Below are 16,472 nucleotides of genomic sequence, written 5' to 3'. Positions count from 1 at the left end.
GCACTTTTCTCACTTACACGACCGTGTGCGAGCCCGGCGACGAACCAACGTCGTCGCGATTAAAAATCCGCCTAACATCAGCCCCATCGCGGTTAAACGAACGCCGCGGCGGAGCGACGACGACGGGATCGCTTGGGCAGTGATCTCGATCTCGCCGCGGGGAGCCGAAAAGAAATACTCCTGACCACCACGTTCCAGCGGCAATTCGGTCTCCAGACTCGCCAAATAGACGTTGCTCGCGATCGCTCCTGTCGCCGGTGGCAGATTCATCTGATCGCCGAGCTGCATCCCGCGTTCAAACCCTTCGCCCGCTTCGGACAATCGCTCGGTACGCGCTTCAACTGCCATGCCCATTCCCATCTCCATGCCAGCAGTGGCGGGGCGGCGACCGCCCCCTTGATTCGCATACGTGGAAGGCTGCGCCGCGACCGGTGGAGCGTTGGGCCCCGCGGCAAACGGATCGGCAGAATTACCGGGCTGAACCCCAAACATGTCGCTGGCTGGGGATTCGTTTAACGCCCTGTCCGCTGGCATCGCCTCATACGCAAACCCGCCTCCACCCATTCCGCCGCCGTTGGGCGAGATCGATCGCTGTGGCGAAGCGGTCGATGCTGAAGGACTTTGTTCACGCTGCAGCTGCTGCGAATAGCGGCTGACGTCGTCGCGCATGCCACCGCGAACTTGCGCTGCCGGGCGAGGCGTCGTCGGTTGAGCGTCGTCGAATCGCAGCGCGGGCAGTGCTGATTTGTCGGCACTGCGATTTTCTTCGCCCTTGCGTTGCGATCGCGGATCGGTCTGCAGACGGGGCGTTTGCTTCGCTCCCTTCGCTTTGGCGTCCTTCCCCGGCGCCGGTTCTTGGGGCATCGCTAGCCCGTTTTGCGCAAACCAATCGCGGTTGAAGGTTTGCGATTCACGTCCCTCCGCTTCGTTGCCAGCCGTGCCCGCCCGGGAAGCTGAAAAGTTGCCAAATTCTCCCAACTGATCGACCACTCGTCGACTGCGCGAATTGGCACCGCGGTCGAAGTAGGACTGCAGTTGATCGCTGTTGCCGACGCTCAACCTTTGATCGGCCTTGCGGCGGTTCTCGACCACCTGTTCGGCAGCCTGCTGTTGCGTGATGGTGTTCAGATCCAGTTCCTTCTGAACCGCTTCGCTCCGCTGGTAGAACTCGGCGTAGTCGTTTTGATGGGCTTCGACGATCCGCCCCAACTTCTCTAAGTTCGTCTCGGCGCGGACTTTGGAGTATTCGTTTTTGCTGCTCAACGCACTGGAGAGCATCCGGAACTGTTGGGTCAGATGTTTCAAATCCAACGCCCGGTAATCCCCTTCGTTATCGACACGTTGCATCGTGCCGTCGAATCCATACCAACGATGCGACTTGGGCAGCAGCAACCGCACCTGACTGATCTCGACGTGGATGTTGGTCGTATGAACCAGCGGGAACTCGACCCGCGAACGGAGCCCGTTCAGACCGATCGCTCCGCCATACTTCAGCACGACGCCGTAATCGGTATCCCCTTCGGCAGTTTTCACCAACGGAATCCGCACGCTTTGCTTACTCGATCCCCCGGGGACCAACGTCGGTTTGACTGGTTCGCCCGCGACGCTGGCGGTCCACAGTCGAGCATCCCGCGGCAGTTCGATTTCCAAAAACTGTTCGGTGTCGTTGTTGATCCGGTACTCGACCGCAGCGCGATAGGTGCCGGCGTCGTCGACGACCAACACCGTTTCCGCTTTGCCAATGCTCGCTCCGGCGGTGCGAACTTCAGCCCGTTGATTTGTGCGAAACCCAAGCTGCGGCGCGGGGGCCGATTCGTTGACGACAAAGGCATCGCCAAGTGAAGCTCCCAAGACTTCGGCCAACACGCGTCGTTGGCTGTGCAATCGACCCAGCGGTTCCAATCCGATCAGTTCGTCGATCACGACTTCATCCCGACCGTCGTTTTCCAAAGTTACAAAGCGACCGATCGTTTGGCCGGTTTCCAAAATCGGAATCGGGATCGTTTGCGGCGCGTCGTCCAACAGCCGCGTCTGGCGGACCAGGGCGCGAACCTGTCCCATCAAATCGTCCTGCAACTGGATCGTTACACGGACGTACTCGGGACGTTCGGGGACCGCAGCGATCGTCTTGCGTCGCAGCGACGCTTGCTGGATCGTGGCGTCGGCCAGCCGTGCTGGCAGCAGGAACGAATACTCCCGGATTCCAGCTCGCGAAACATCCAACGCGATCACGATCAATTCTTCGATCGCACGCTGGGTTACGCGAACGTTGGTGAATGTCCGCCCCTTCACGATCGCCTGCTGTGGCGTGACGCGAATCGTTCCCGAATATTCGGGCAGACGATACGCGATCGCCAGCGTCGTCGCCCGCCGTTGATCCGCTTGCAGCCACTGATTCACATTGCCTCGCAGCGTTGCGTTGCAGTTCTGCAAATCCGCAGCCACCGCCGAATAGGCGGGGTCGATCTGGATCGCAATTTCTCCCTGCTGTCGCTGCACGTCGAGAACCTGGATCGCGGGGAGCGCGACATCTTGTTGCGGATCGTCGCGAGTTGAACCACCGCGGATGACGACGGCAAAATCTCCTTCCAGTCCTTCCGCCAAGAAGATCGACATCCGGCGGTGCTGTGGATCGCCATCGATCGTTGTCGCCGACCATTGGTAATCGCAAGGCGCTGAAACGTCATCGATCACAAAATCTGCAGGCAAACGAAGACGCAGTTGATGCGTCGGGCGATCGTGAACCTGCATCGCGATGCGACACTCCACATCCGCCTTCCGCTCGGTTATCCGCAGGATGGTTTGCAGCGTCGCCGCGCCGCGTGCCTCGATCGGCGCGGCGGTCAACGACAACGTAAACGGTGTCGCGTTGAAACGGTACGCTTGGAATGGTCGAATCCCCAACGGGCTTTCATCGTAATGCGCGACCTTCAACAACGCGGCGATCTGTTTGGCATCGATGTCGGTCCGCGCCAACCCAACGGTTTCTTCAGCGACCACGTCCAACAAAGGACTTCGCCGAATCTGGACGATCCCGGTATGCAGCATCGCGCCGACGACACCGACCGCGGGCGTCTGCAGCGTTCTTGCTTGGGCGCCCGTCGCAGTGGGCTGAGACAACACGATGGCAAACGCTTCTTCGCCGACAGCTTCCTTTAACAGCGTCACGTCGACGCGTTGTCGTTTCTCCTGCTGGGCGACCGACCAATCGCGAACGTTGGCTCCGTGAACCCCTTGGATTTGGAAGCCGCTTGGAACTTCTAGCGACAGTTCGCTGCGGCGGCTGCGTGGGAAGGAGAGTTTCAGTTGCCAAACGACGCGCAGCCCATCCTCCTGCACATCCATGACGGCTGCGGATTGAGCGGTCAAACTCTCGTCGACTTCTCCCAACGCAACTTGAGGCCGCCACTGGATCGCGATCCGTCCGTCGGAATTCAGCGCCGCGACGATCGATTCGTCGGCCGCGGCGGTCTCATATTGCTCACGATCATTGACGCCGGTCAAACGAACCTCGGTCCCCGCCGCGGGGACGACGACTTCCATCTGCGCGGCCGCGGCAGCGGGAATTCGTCCCGCGGCAACACGCCAGCCTCCCGTTCGCTGCAGATTCAACCGGACCGCAAATTCAAAAGTGTGTCTTCCCTTGCCTTCGATTTCGAGCGTCATCAGCGAACGGTCTGGGGCGGTTCGTCCAGCCGCTGGGACCGCCTGCTGCGGCACCTGCTTATCGCCAGCTTCTGCCGTTGGCTTCGCAGCGACCAACCGCATCCGCGCCGGCTTGCCGTCCAGTTGCGCTTGCTCAAAAACGACCCCTTCGATCGGCAATGGAACCGTCACCGATTGGTCGCTGAACAGATCGATCAGCAATTCCCCGCGAAGCATCAGGAAACCGTCGCCATCGAGCCGCGTCTGGTACTTCGCTCCGGCAAGTGCATATTCGGCGGCGACCTGCGGCTTGTCGATCGCTTTGTCGGGGAACGCCTGATTCCACAATTGCACATACGTCTTGTAAGGAACCAACACTTTTTCAGCTTGCCGAAAACCATCCGCTCCCGCGTCGGCCTGGTAGGGAACGATCACCGCTCCCTCGGGTAAAGTGATCGGACGCTCATCGGCTAGCATCGACGCAAGCTTTTCCAAATCGATCGCGTTAGGCAACTCAAGTTTGGGATCAGCTTGAGCTGATGCGGTGGAACTGCTGCTCAACAGAAGTCCAATCGCCAACAGGCAGGTCGCGACGACGGGGCCCTTCACGACGCAGCGGCCCCAGCGGAAACAGGCGACGCCGAGATAGAAGATTCCCAGCAGGAAAGCGGTTTGGCAGGCCATTGTCGCCGGTCGCGAGAGTTCCCGTTCCAACCCAGTTGCCACGGGGATCAGGTTCGCAAAAAAGAGGACTCCCAACACATAGCAGAAGTGGACAAACGAGCTGCGGCCGGTCAACAACAATCCGACCAACGCAACCAGGATCATCGTCGCCAGCCCCAACAGATACAAGCGATGCGAATCGACGATCGTCGCATCGACCTGCGGCGCCGCTCCGAGACTAGTCAATGTCACCCGCTGTCCCGTCGTCGGCCGATCGACCTCGATTTCCAAACTCCCAACACCCTCGAGCGCCCACGCGATCTGCGGTTGCTTCGCTGCTTTTGCCGCCGGAGTTGGCATCGCTTGTTGCATCGGAGCGCCGGCCGCGGCAGGTGCGTTGTCAAACAGATCCGCTGCCGCGTCGGAATCGATCTCCATGGCTGCCTTCAGTTCAACGCCTGAGTCGACTTCGATCTCATTCATCGGCAACGCGACCTCCCCCGGCGCAGCTGTCGCATCCGCGAAATGCAAAAACCCGCGACTCGCCACCGCCCGCGAAGCGGGAAGAATCGACAGCGCGTTGCGAAGTGGGAGCGGCTGGTTGGCCGCAGACCCGCTGCGCACCGTCCCCGCTTCGTCGGCGATGACATACCCGGCTGGAAGTTCGAGATGCCACTTCAAGTCGGCGACGGGAACCTCTCCCGCTCGGCCGCCCGAATCGTCGCGCAAATACAACCGCGGCGCATCGCTTTGAAAGCGACCGTACGCGCCGGTCGGATGAATCGGCGTTGCATAGACGATTTGCAAATCGCGGATCGCCCGCGCGTCGCCCTCGGGCAGACCGATCAACAGGCTAGTTCCCTGCTTCTGCGGCTTCGCCGATTTCCCGTCGACACGGACCGACCACAACGTGGCTCCCGTCGGCAGAACCGCCTCCAAATACGAGGCCTTCGTTCGCAGATGGTATCGCGCCGCTGTTTGGCTGCTGCCGTGCGTTCCGACAAGCGTCACCAATTCCGCTCGCTGCACGATCACCGGCGGCAAGCCATAGCCATCGCGGCGGAAGACATCGACGGCGATCGTGCCCGGATCGCCCAAGAAACCAAACGCTCCCAACAAGCGGCGTCCGACCAGGTAATCCGCTCCCGCCAATTTGCCGACATCGACAGGCCTCGCTTCGCCTGGATCGATCTGCACGTCCAGTTCGCCATGCCCTTCGACAGCCACCAGCGCCGTCTGGAATCGCACGCCGTCGGCTCGCGGAATCGGCAAGACCAATCCCTTCGGCTGATCGTCGGCCAAGCGATCTTGGAAGTCGACGATCAATCGACAGACGCCAAACGTTGGGGCGGCCAATCGCGCCGTCCACAATCGACCGGTCTCCGACAGTTCGCTCGAAAACTCTTTCACCACCGCCCCATGGCTGCCTCGGATGTTCAACGTCTCAGGAGCCTCCGCTGGCAGGAAAAACGAAAGCGATCGCGCGCCGGCCTGCGTCACGTCGTAGACGATCTCGCTGTGCGTGAAGATCCCGTCGGGCTGGACTTTGAAAAACGTAAAGCTCTCCGCGGTGATGCTCGGTTGCAGTCGATCGACCGCCAATTTTGCCGACCACTGCGGTTGATCAAACTCAAAAGCGAGATCGCTTTGCACATCGTTCAGCCCAAAGGCTCCCTTCTGCTTGTCGTCCAGCGGAACCAGTTGATCCAACGCATCGGGCTGGACCGTCATGTCGTCGATCGCTCGAACCGCGATCGCACCAATCGACGACGCGACATCGATCAATTGGAAACGAGGGAATTCGACCGACGTCGACTGCCACGGGTCGAGCCACTTGTCGGGCGTGTGGACCGCGCGGAACCGGATCTCCGAACGCTCGCCCGATGCGATCCCGTGCTCCAGTTGCACGCGAACGACTTGCCCGGTCGCGTCCTGTTCCGATTCGAGCGGTTCGAATTCCAACGGCTGCTGCGCCGCGTCGGTGACTTCCGTGACATGCCATTGCGGCGGAACGCGGAAGCGAATCTGAAACAGCTTTTCCTGGGTCGGTGAGACGGAAAACTGGCCGCGAATCGCATGGCGTTGCTGGCTGAGCGTTAGCAACAGGTTGGTGCTCGCATTGACCGTCGCTGGCGGCCGCCGAAACGCGGCCGTTAATCCGTATTCACGTTGTGCCGCGTAATATGCGGCGACGGGGCGGATCAGCGGTGCCCCCGGTTCGGCTTCGAAGACGCTTGGCGGAATCGCCGAGGTGATCACAGCGGTATCGATTGGGATCAGTCCGTCGGGCTGCAGACTCTGCAGATCCAAACGTCCATCCAACAGCACGCCGACGACCGATGCAACGCCAGCGACATCGAGCGGTACCAATTGCGGTGCGGTCCATTGCGTTCCGTCGGGATCGATCGGATCGCCTGTCGATTTCTCCGCGGTGATGCTGAAGACCTCGGTTCCGCGAGCGGATTGTCGCAGCGAGACGATCAAAACCGCCTCGCCTTCCTGTTCGCCGATTTCAAACTTACTCATCAGCGGCGAATCGACATGCGTCACATCGAACCCGGCGGGCATCGCAAACCGAAACTCCGTCGCCCCACCATGCAATACTTCCATCGACACTGTCGCATGCAAGCGTTGGTAGCTTTCGGTCACCTCCGCCACCAAGACGCTTCGCGCCACGACAACGCTCTGCTGCCGCATCTGTCGATTTCCGATCCCCATCGCCAGTTGGTTGATCCCCGGCGAGATCAACAACTGCAGCCGCGAACGATCGGCATCCGCATCGTAGCTATGGCTGACGACCTGCGTCGAATCAGCCATCTGAATATTACCAGGCCCCGACAAATAGAAGGAGGTCGCCGGCGGCGTCGGCAGCTGAAGCGTGAACGTTTGCTGAGTTGTGGTGTTGTTGAGTGCGGCGACCAAGCGGAGCTTCAGCGTATGGCGGCCGATCCCTTCGACAAACAGCGTCGGATCGCCCGATTCCCCTTTGCCGATCGCAGCCGGTCGATCATCGAGAGTCGCCTCCAACACACCGACTTCCTTCAACGACAACGGAATGACTTGCAGCCCCGCCCGTAAGACATCGATCTCGATCGCTGCGTCGATCATTACGCGGCCGGTCTCGACAGTCGCTTCGTAAGTCGCCGACAAGACCGTCGCCGCGGTGGGCGTCTGCGCCAGCGGCGTCTGTTTCGCTTGGGCGATTAGATCATCGTACTGTTGACGCGTCAGGAAGACGTGGTTGGTGTTGCTTTCCAACAGTACGTTCAGGTCTTCAAAAGGGACAAAGATCTCCCGAATCGGCACTTCCGAGTCGGCCTTTGTATTGGGCGGTTCCGCCGCAAAGGTCGCTCCCATTCCCAACATCAGGATCGGAGCTAGGACAACAAGCCGGGCGATTCGGCGGCAAGAGACCGCGTTGGTCGATAAGTAAAGATTCATTGGGCACCTCCCGCGCGGCGTTGGCTCCAACCAAACAATCCTCCTTGTCCAAACAGCCCGCTTGGTTTGGTCGGTTCGGTCGCCGACATCGCCATCGTCGGTTGCGGTGTTCCGCTCGGCGGGGTATCGGAGGAATCGGGCGGCAGCGGCGGACGAGGTGCTTGCTTATCGGGGGGCGGCGATTGACCACCGACCGGACCGCGGAACCAACGCATCAATCCCATCAGAATCCAAACGGCCAACACGAGGAACAACGCCAGGAATAGGACGCTGTCGAACAACTGCAGCGACAGCGAGGGGAGAAAGACGCTGCTGAAGACCAATCCGAACAGCGCGATGCCGACGGCAAACAACCGCACCGTCATCGACTGAGTGACCAGGATCACTCCCGGCACCGCGATCAACAGGAAGATCGCCGCATCGAGCATATCTTTGGAGATCGATGTGACACGCAACGCACTCGCTTCCCCTTGCGGCGGCCCGGCGGTGCTGAACGTGTAGAGCAGACCTTGGGTTTGGAAGTCGCTGGTCGGCGAACTGGCCATCGCAATCCCATCGGTCACCCAGGCGACAAGTTCGTTGTCGTTTGGATTGTTGTAGCGGTAACCGGCCAGCTGGCGACGCCACCGTTCTTCCAGATCGTTGTCCCACGGACCGCCCGTCCCCACAACGGCTTGATCCTTCGGCAGGTAGACGCACAGATAAACCTTCTGAACCGCCGGATCGTTGGGGAATTCGGGCAGCGGCAGATGGCGTTGATCGCTGGCGACCGCATACCGCAGCTCCAACACAAACGCCTGATCGGGCGATTGATCGGCCAGCGGGATGTAATATTCCCCGGCGTCCCCCCGTTCCAGCGGAACCGGGCGGCCATCAATTCGCAGCGGGTTTTGGTTGAAACCTTTGCCCGGATCAAACGCCGCCGGCAGCTTGACCTCCAACCGCTGACGGGCACTTCGCATCCGATACAACGCTTGCACCGACGTCTGACGATCGGCACCGACCACCATCCGCAGGACCGCCCGTTCGATGCTTGTGTGTTTGACGTCTTCCAGTTCATACCGCGTCGCCGTGATCGTCAGCTTCCAGTCGTCGTGGAATTCGAACGCCCGCGCCGCCCCGGGAACGCGGATCGAATCGATCAGATCGGTCTGCGGATCGATCGGCCGCAGCCCCACCGATTCCCCTTTGGGCCGCACGTCCAACGTCTCCGCTTTACCGATCACGATCTGCCCCCACGCGCGATCGACTCCCGCCGGACGCAGCCACGGCAGCGCAACATCTTTGCTTTGCCCAACGCCCAGTCCCGCAAGCTTCTCCTCCCAATGAAGTCGGATCTCGCGACGCCCCAACAGTTCCGTTTCGCCGCTGAATTGCCACGCTTGGTAACCCTCAGGCACATCGTCCGGCTGCGGTTGCATGACCACATCCTGCACCCCTTCGGTCGTGTTGCGAATCTGGCTTGCGATCGCCGTGGGAACGTCGATCCGCAGCGTCTTCACGCCGCTATAAAGGATGTCGAAAAGGAACCGGGCCTTGTATTGGACAGCTCCCGCGGTGACGTCGGTTTCCAACAGCTGACGGACCGTGATCTGCGGCTTGCGTCGCTGAGTTGCCAGTTCCAGTGCAACGTCTTGCTGTGCGTAGGCGTACGCGAGGATCGGCCGCGCCGCAGGAAAGCGGCTCGCTTGACTGACCGGCATCCCCACGCTGGCATCCCGCAGCGCGATCGGTTGCAGTCCCGTCGCCGTCGGATTGGTTCGCAAGCTTTCGGGTGCGTAGACGATCCATTTGCCGGTGACCATTTCGACGCTGTCGCGAGCCACGCGCGGCAGCGGAATTTTCAGGTCGGACGCTTCGCCGGTGGGGGCTCGCAGATTGGGATCGTCCAGCCGCCGCTGCATCTCGATCGTCAGACAGACGTCGCCGATCGCTTTGGCCGACAGGTTCACGATCAAGCGACCTTCTCGATCGCTGCTGAAGTGGTGCGTGTCGTATTGAGCGGCAGTCGCATCGCCAGCCGCCAGTCCGCGAACCGATCGGATTTCGTAGTCGGTCGGGACATCAAAGGCCAATTGAAACAGACCCGAGCGGCGGATGTTGTATCGTGCGGTCAATGCCAACGTGATCTGTTCGGGCTCGACAAAGGCTTCGACCCACTGCGTCGCTTGAATCTGCGGTTGAACCTTTTGCAGTTGCAGTGTCAACGTCGTCGGCAGCGAGGAGAATCGATAGGCAAAGTCCCAGCGGCCTTGTTTTAGTTCTGCTGGCAATTCGGCGGCGTCGATCTGCAGCAACCCCGTTCGCGTCGTCACCTCGCCTCGCAGCGATTCAGCCAACCGGACGACGACTTGGCCATGCTGCCGGCCGACGCCCAGGGCTCGCACCAGCGGCGCCTGCAGCTCCGATTGCTCGACATCTTGATTGCTGAACCGTTCCAGTTCGACCAACACCGTTTGGCTTCCTTTGGCCGGCTGGAACAATTGGACCGAAATCTGTTGCACCTCGCCGTCCGCTTCGACTTGCCAGCCGCGAACGTTGGCATCCAGCACGCCCGTTACTTTGTAGCCTTTGGGAACCTCGATTTGCAGCTCGGCCAGTTCGGCGCGGCTGATCGAGTATTGCAGCCAAGTGCTCGCCCGCACGATCCCTTCTTCGATCGTTAGCTGCTGCCGCGATTGAGCTGTCGCCAGGGCCGCCATCCCGCTGGCCCCTTCGCTACGCGGCGTCCAGTCGATGCGGACGCTGGGGGCGGCGCCGACAAAAGCCAGCACCACCGTCTCGTCGGCCGCTGGCCGCTTTTCTGCGTCATCGTCGTCGCTGTTCGCAGCGTCGTCATCGGATACCGCATCGCTCGGCTGGCGTGTCTCTTCGGTGGCGGCGATCATCGGATGGATGTTCACTTTGACACCAGCCTGCGGGACGCGGATCCGCCACTGGTTCACCGGTGCTTGCGGGGCGAGGAATTCGACCGAATTACGCCCCGGCGATTTCGTAAACGCTTTGGCGTAGGTAATCTCTGCCGTGACGCGGTCGGCCGATTTCCCCGACTTTTCGATCAGCAGCTTGTAGCCGCCTTCGCTGGGCATGATTCGTGCCGGATCGTCGCCGACTTTCGCCGCTAGGATTGCTGCGTCGCCCAGTCGCAGCGGGATCTCGTGCCAGCCTTTGCCAAGCAGTTCGATCTGCAGCGTCGCCGTCACTCGCACGACATCCTTTTCGACTTCCGCTTCGCTGTTGATCTCACTGATCAACGCGTCGACGGGAGGCTTGGGATCGTCGGGCGGTCGATGTGTTGCCGCGCGGGCCCGCTGCCACAGCGATTGGAATTGCTCATACGGAATAAAGACGCCACGGCCCTCTTTTTCAAAGATCCCGCGGATCTTCGAATACGGAATGTAGATCGTCTGCTCGCGGAGCGGCTTTTCTGCTTCCGAATCGGCGCCGTCACCAACATCCGCCGAATCGTCCGTGTCATCCGATTCGGCAGCTTCCGTTTCGGGTGACGCTTCGTCCTGTTCGGCTTGCGGCTGCGGGGTTTCGCTCGGCTCCTGAGGAGCTGCGACAACGGGAACTAAATCAAGACCGACAAGTGCCACTGAACACAGCAGCAGAAGAAATGGAGCTCGCAACATCGCTGGATCGCCTTGCGCCGAGAAGAGTGTTTTGCCTGAACGTCCCCAAATACAGGGGCAATGCTCGTGCATAGACGCCAAGTTCGTGGCATCAGTTCTCAGAAAATCGAAAAACGATCGTTACGCCCTCGCGGATTCGCTTTTTGGAGCGTTTCGAGGCACCGCGACGGGCACGCTTTCTCTGCCTCCCAACACCAGGAGCATCAAGGCGCGCGACAGCCAACGGGTCAAAGAAGAGGGATTCCAACGGGGAACGGTCATCCTCGCCGCCCTATTGCACCGATTCGCGACTACTCGTTTGGACGTGGACGCAGGGTACCAAATAGAAGTTCGGCCCGGCGAACGGCGACCGGATCGATCTCGCGGCAGGTCGCTAGGGATTGAGCGGCGTCGGGGCGTGGGGAGGTGCGGAAATAGTTGACGATGTGGATCCGAATCGGAGCGGCATCGGGCAACGCATACAGTTCCAACAGTCGCGGGCCGACGGTCCAGTCTTCCATGCGCGCCAGGTCGGGGATCACGTAAGCTGCCAAGCGAACGTTCCGCAGCAAAGGATGCAGCGCCGTGGCGAGTTCCGTTTGGTCAAACCGCTTCGTCTCGACGGCGTGAAAACGGATGGCGTTCAGCGCCATGAAAAGCGTTTGCTCGTCGTCGCTGCTGCTCAATAACTGCTTCACCTGCTCCAAACCCGCAGGCCCCGCCAACGACATGTAGCAGCCCATCGCTGCGTCCCAACCGATCGCGTTGCGGTCGATCGTCTTATCCTTGGTCACCCGTTCGAACAATGCAACATCTTCCGGCTCGCCACACACGCTCAACAGCGTCCACATCAATCGGATGCGATGCGGTGGTGTCGTGTCGTCTTTCAGATAGGACTGCAGGTTATCGAGCACCCACTGACGGTCGAGCCGATCGCCTAGCCCCTGGATGTCGGCGAAAGGAGATCGTGCGAATTCGTTGTACGTGTCGTCGGCGACATGCCGATCTTCGGCGACAAGAAAGGGCAAGAAGTAGCCGAGGCGATCGCTGCCAGCGGCCGGAGCGGTCTGCAGGCCGTTGAGATATTTTACGGAAACGGGAGCCAGCGGCAGCGGAGCCGACCACTGCGGTGCATCGGGGTCGCCAAAAGCAAACAGCAGCACGGGGCCGGTCGGTGGCTCTTCGGGCAGGATGTAGGCATCGACTTGCGAACCGATCCGCCCGTCACCTTTGAGCACTTTGGTGACTCGGAATTTGGCCAACTGCATCCCGACGTCGGATGCCGGCGCGGCCGCGTCGCGATCCCATTGAGCGATCACGCACGCGGCTGATTCACGGATATCGTCCGACAACGTGCTTGCCAAGGCTTCGCAGAACAAACATCCCAGGGCGAGCCGTGGGATGGCGAGCAGAATCAGGCAAGCGAGCAGCGGACGCATGAGCGAAACCCGTTTAGATCGAGGCTTTGATATCGTCGAAGGATCGTGTTTCGTAATCGATCCCGACGTAATCAAGTACTCGACACAGGCCACGCATCGCAACGCCAAAGCCGTCGGGTCCGCTAAATCCACCGAACTGGCCGCCACCCTTGACGTGTGGTTCCAGGTCGCAAACAACGCCCGGAGCACCACGCTTGGCCATCCGCGCTTCGACTTCTGGCATGTAGGCTGCCAGGTCGCGCAGGATCGCTTCGTGGCCACAATCGCCACGGTCGGCGGGAACGAAGTTCTTCAGCGAAGCTTCGTCGACGTGATGGATGCGTCCCGTCGGGCTTGGGTCGTGGTAGTCCTTGATGTGCAACCAGCCCAGGCCTGGCTTCATCGCCAGGTACTGTTCGTAAACTTGGTCGGCCGAAAAACCTTGAGTGCTGATGTTGGCACCGTCGAAAATCGTGACCAACGCCGGATGGTTGACGCCTTCGTGCAGTTGAGCCATCAGTTGACCGGTCTGCCCGATCAGATTCGCTTCGACTTCCAAACCGTAAGTCAGCCCGTAGGAGTCGCAGACTTCCGCGATCTTGCCCAGTTGATCGCAAGCTTGGCTCAGGTGTTCCTCGGGCTTGGTCCCCTTGGGGTGGTAATAGGAGAACCCGCGGATCAGTTTGCAATCGAAAGCGGTTGCGAGTTCGCAGGCGCGGACGACTTCGGTCTTCAAATATTCTTCGAAGGGGACGTAGCGGTTACTGGTTCCGTCGTCGACGTCTTTCAGTTTCACTTTGCCGATCGGCGAACCGAGAGTTGCGACGCGGAGGCCGTAGGCGTCCATCAGTTCGCGGATGGTCTTGATCTCGGGGTCGGTCAATTGCATCGCGTTTTTGATGCCGTCGCCCGCGTCGATGAATCGCAGCGAAAACCATTTCATGCCCAAAGCGGCAAAGGCGGCGAACTGTTGAACGGCGGTCTTGTCGATCGCGGCTTCGTCGGAAAATCCAGAAAGCAGAACGGAAGGAGCAGAGGCAGGCATGACGTGATTACTCAGTTTCAGTTTGAAAAAGGAAAGGTGGGAAGCGGGCGATTTATTCGTCTTCGGAATCAGGATATTCGACCACGATCACGCTGGACAAACCACCGCGTGGCGTCCAACGACTCTCTAAATTCGCCCAACGTGGCTTTACGGCATTCACAAAGTCGTCCATGATCCGATTGGTAATGTGTTCGTAGAAGATACCCTCATTGCGGTATCGTTGCAGATACATCTTCAAGCTTTTCAGTTCGATACACAGTTCGTTGGGAACGTAAGTAAAAACCAACGTGCCGAAATCGGGCTGTCCCGTCTTCGGACAGACCGAAGTAAACTCGGGGCACGTGTGTTCGATCGTGTAGTTTCGACCAGCGTACGGGTTATCAAACGTTTCTAGCAGATCACCGAAATCAGTGGACACTTCGCATTCTCCTGAATTAAACCGGCCATTGTCGCATTCGCTCTCGGAGGCGAAAGGGGGTACGTTGCGCATTGCCGAACTTTATGCCAGTCGACAAGGCGAGGGCCTTCTAACGGGAACATCCAGCGCATTCATCCGAGTCAGCGGTTGTAACCTGCGATGCTGGTTCTGCGACACGCCCCACGCCTCCTGGAATCCCGAAGGAGCTCAGCAATCGATCGATAGCATCGTCGCCGATGTTCTGCGATTGGAGGTCTCCCACGTCGTATTGACCGGCGGCGAACCGATGCTCTTCCCCGAAATCGTTACGCTTTGCCGGGAACTGGCCGACCGCGGACTGCATACGACCATCGAAACCGCCGGCACGATCTACCAAGATACAGCCTGCGACTTGATGTCGATCAGCCCCAAACTGGCGGGCAGCCGCCCCCGCGATGGCAGCCTCAGTGAAAAGTGGCAGCAGCAGCATGATCGTCGCCGCTGGGCGGTCGATGTCGTTCGTCGGTTGATGGTTGAATCGCCCGATTATCAGCTGAAGTTTGTTGTCGACCAGCCGAGCGAGCAGGAAGAGGTCCAACAGATGGTCGATCAATTGCAGCCCGAGGTCGATCCCGCGAAGGTCTGGATCATGCCTCAGTCGCGTTCGACGGCGGAGTTGGACGCGCACGAATCGTGGCTGCGTCCCTGGTGCGACCAGCAAGGGTTTCAGTACTGCGACCGAATGCACCTGCGTTGGTACGGGAACGTCCGAGGGACGTAGGGGATGTGAGCCTTCGGCTCCGACGCAGCACGACTACGCCAGGATCGGCTTGATTACATGCCCGTGGACATCGGTCAATCGGAACCGGCGGCCTTGGTAACGGAACGTTAACCGCTCGTGATCGATCCCCAATTGATGCAGGATCGTCGCTTGCAGATCATGGATATGAACCGGGTTTTCGGTGACGTTATAGGAAAAGTCATCGGTATGACCGTGAGTGATCCCCGGCTTGATTCCGCCACCTGCCATCCAGATCGTGAAGCATCGCGGATGGTGATCGCGGCCAAAGTTTGTCGCTGAGAGCTTGCCTTGGCAATAATTGGTCCGACCAAATTCGCCAGCCCAGACGACGAGCGTATCCTCCAAGAGACCGCACCGCTTGAGGTCCTGGACCAACGCCGCGGCCGGTTGATCAGTTTCGCTACACTGCCGCTTGATCCCGCCGGGCAGACCACCGTGCTGGTCCCAGCCTTGATGGTACAGTTGAATAAAGCGAACGCCACGCTCAGCCAATCGCCGAGCTAACAGGCAATTGGCGGCAAACGTTCCTGGGTTCTTGGCATCGGGGCCGTACGAATCGATCACCTGCTGACTCTCGTCGGCAAAGTTGGTCGCTTCGGGAACGGACGCCTGCATCCGGAAGGCGAGTTCGTGTTGTGCGATCCGCGCTTCGATCGCCGGATCGGAAGTCTCTGCGATTTGCATCTCATGCAGTCCTCGCAACGTATCGAGCATTGCCCGCCGCGACGCCCGATCGACCCCCGCCGGGTTGTTCAAGTACAGCACCGGATCCCCGCCCGATCGAAATTGGACGCCTTGGTGCTGAGCGGGCAGGAAACCGCTGCCCCATAACCGCGCGGCCAGCGGTTGGCCCCCTTTGTCTTTGGTCACCAAGACCACAAACGACGGCAGATTCTCGTTGTCGGTCCCCAAGCCATAGCTGAGCCACGCGCCCATGCTCGGCCGCCCGGGAATCTGTGCCCCCGTCTGGATGAACGTGACTCCCGGCCCATGGTTGATCGCTTCGGTATGGACCGATTTGATGAAGCACAGATCGTCGGCGATCGCCGCGGTATGGGGCAACAGTTCGCTGACCGTGGCGCCCGATTCGCCATACTGCTGAAATTTGAAGGGCGATCCGACCAGCGGCAGCGACGCCTGATTGCCACTCATCCCGGTCAACCGCTGGGTTCCGCGAATCTCGTCCGGCAGTTCGCTGCCATGCCGCGCGTTCAGTTCCGGCTTATGATCGAACATGTCGATCTGAGACGGCCCGCCGGCTTGGAACAGGAAGATCACGCGTTTGGCGCGCGGCGCATGATCGATGCCCGACGGCGTCGCGGCGGCAGAGACGCTTGGATTGACCAAGTCGGCCAAGGCGATCGAGCCTAGCCCCATCCCAAACTGCTGCAACAGCTGGCGTCGTGACGTTCCCAACGGCGATTCAAATCCAGTGCATTTCATCGCT

7 protein-coding genes are annotated in these 16,472 nt (G+C 60.1%); 1 reads left to right on the top strand and 6 read right to left on the bottom strand.

What is annotated here, in order from left to right; genetic code table 11:
• Positions 1–9: 9 nt before the first annotated feature.
• The 5 genes from Poly24_RS12965 to queF all read right to left on the bottom strand — a co-directional run bounded on the left by Poly24_RS12965 (position 10) and on the right by queF (position 14,244).
• Complete coding sequence (locus Poly24_RS12965; protein WP_145095728.1) at positions 10–7,749, bottom strand: hypothetical protein; 7,740 nt, start codon at positions 7,747–7,749, stop codon at positions 10–12.
• Positions 7,746–11,384, bottom strand: coding sequence for an AdipoR/hemolysin III family protein (locus Poly24_RS12960; protein WP_145095725.1), 3,639 nt, complete (start codon positions 11,382–11,384; stop codon positions 7,746–7,748). Before Poly24_RS12960 ends, Poly24_RS12965 begins: the two co-directional genes overlap by 4 nt.
• 290 nt (positions 11,385–11,674) lie before the next feature.
• Positions 11,675–12,802, bottom strand: a complete 1,128-nt coding sequence (locus Poly24_RS12955) for a hypothetical protein (RefSeq protein WP_145095722.1) — start codon at positions 12,800–12,802, stop codon at positions 11,675–11,677.
• 13 nt (positions 12,803–12,815) lie between these two features.
• Complete coding sequence (locus Poly24_RS12950; RefSeq protein WP_145095719.1) at positions 12,816–13,826, bottom strand: sugar phosphate isomerase/epimerase family protein; 1,011 nt, start codon at positions 13,824–13,826, stop codon at positions 12,816–12,818.
• Between the two features lie 52 nt (positions 13,827–13,878).
• Entirely contained in the window at positions 13,879–14,244 is a 366-nt protein-coding gene (gene queF, locus Poly24_RS12945; protein ID WP_231746136.1) for a preQ(1) synthase, read from the bottom strand.
• Positions 14,245–14,308: 64 nt separating this feature from the next.
• On the opposite strand from queF, the gene Poly24_RS12940 reads away from it, so the two are divergent.
• Positions 14,309–15,004, top strand: coding sequence for a 7-carboxy-7-deazaguanine synthase QueE (locus Poly24_RS12940; protein WP_145095713.1), 696 nt, complete (start codon positions 14,309–14,311; stop codon positions 15,002–15,004).
• 33 nt (positions 15,005–15,037) lie between these two features.
• Here the strand turns inward: Poly24_RS12940 and Poly24_RS12935 are convergent, their stop codons facing one another.
• Positions 15,038–16,468 (bottom strand): DUF1501 domain-containing protein, encoded by a 1,431-nt coding sequence (locus Poly24_RS12935; RefSeq protein ID WP_145095710.1) that lies wholly within the window; start codon positions 16,466–16,468, stop codon positions 15,038–15,040.
• Positions 16,469–16,472 lie beyond the last annotated feature (4 nt).

Origin of the sequence: Rosistilla carotiformis, from assembly GCF_007753095.1 — a bacterium.
GTDB lineage: Bacteria > Planctomycetota > Planctomycetia > Pirellulales > Pirellulaceae > Rosistilla > Rosistilla carotiformis.
Note: the sequence above shows the minus strand (reverse complement) of the source record. Positions and strands in the feature narration are given on the sequence as shown.

Excerpts from the sequence above, each read along its gene's own strand:
- Poly24_RS12965 (WP_145095728.1), bottom strand. The coding sequence starts at position 7,749 with ATGAATCTTTACTTATCGACCAACGCGGTCTCTTGCCGCCGAATCGCC.
- Poly24_RS12960 (WP_145095725.1), bottom strand. The coding sequence starts at position 11,384 with ATGTTGCGAGCTCCATTTCTTCTGCTGCTGTGTTCAGTGGCACTTGTC.
- Poly24_RS12955 (WP_145095722.1), bottom strand. The coding sequence starts at position 12,802 with ATGCGTCCGCTGCTCGCTTGCCTGATTCTGCTCGCCATCCCACGGCTC.
- Poly24_RS12950 (WP_145095719.1), bottom strand. The coding sequence starts at position 13,826 with ATGCCTGCCTCTGCTCCTTCCGTTCTGCTTTCTGGATTTTCCGACGAA.
- Poly24_RS12935 (WP_145095710.1), bottom strand. The coding sequence starts at position 16,468 with ATGAAATGCACTGGATTTGAATCGCCGTTGGGAACGTCACGACGCCAG.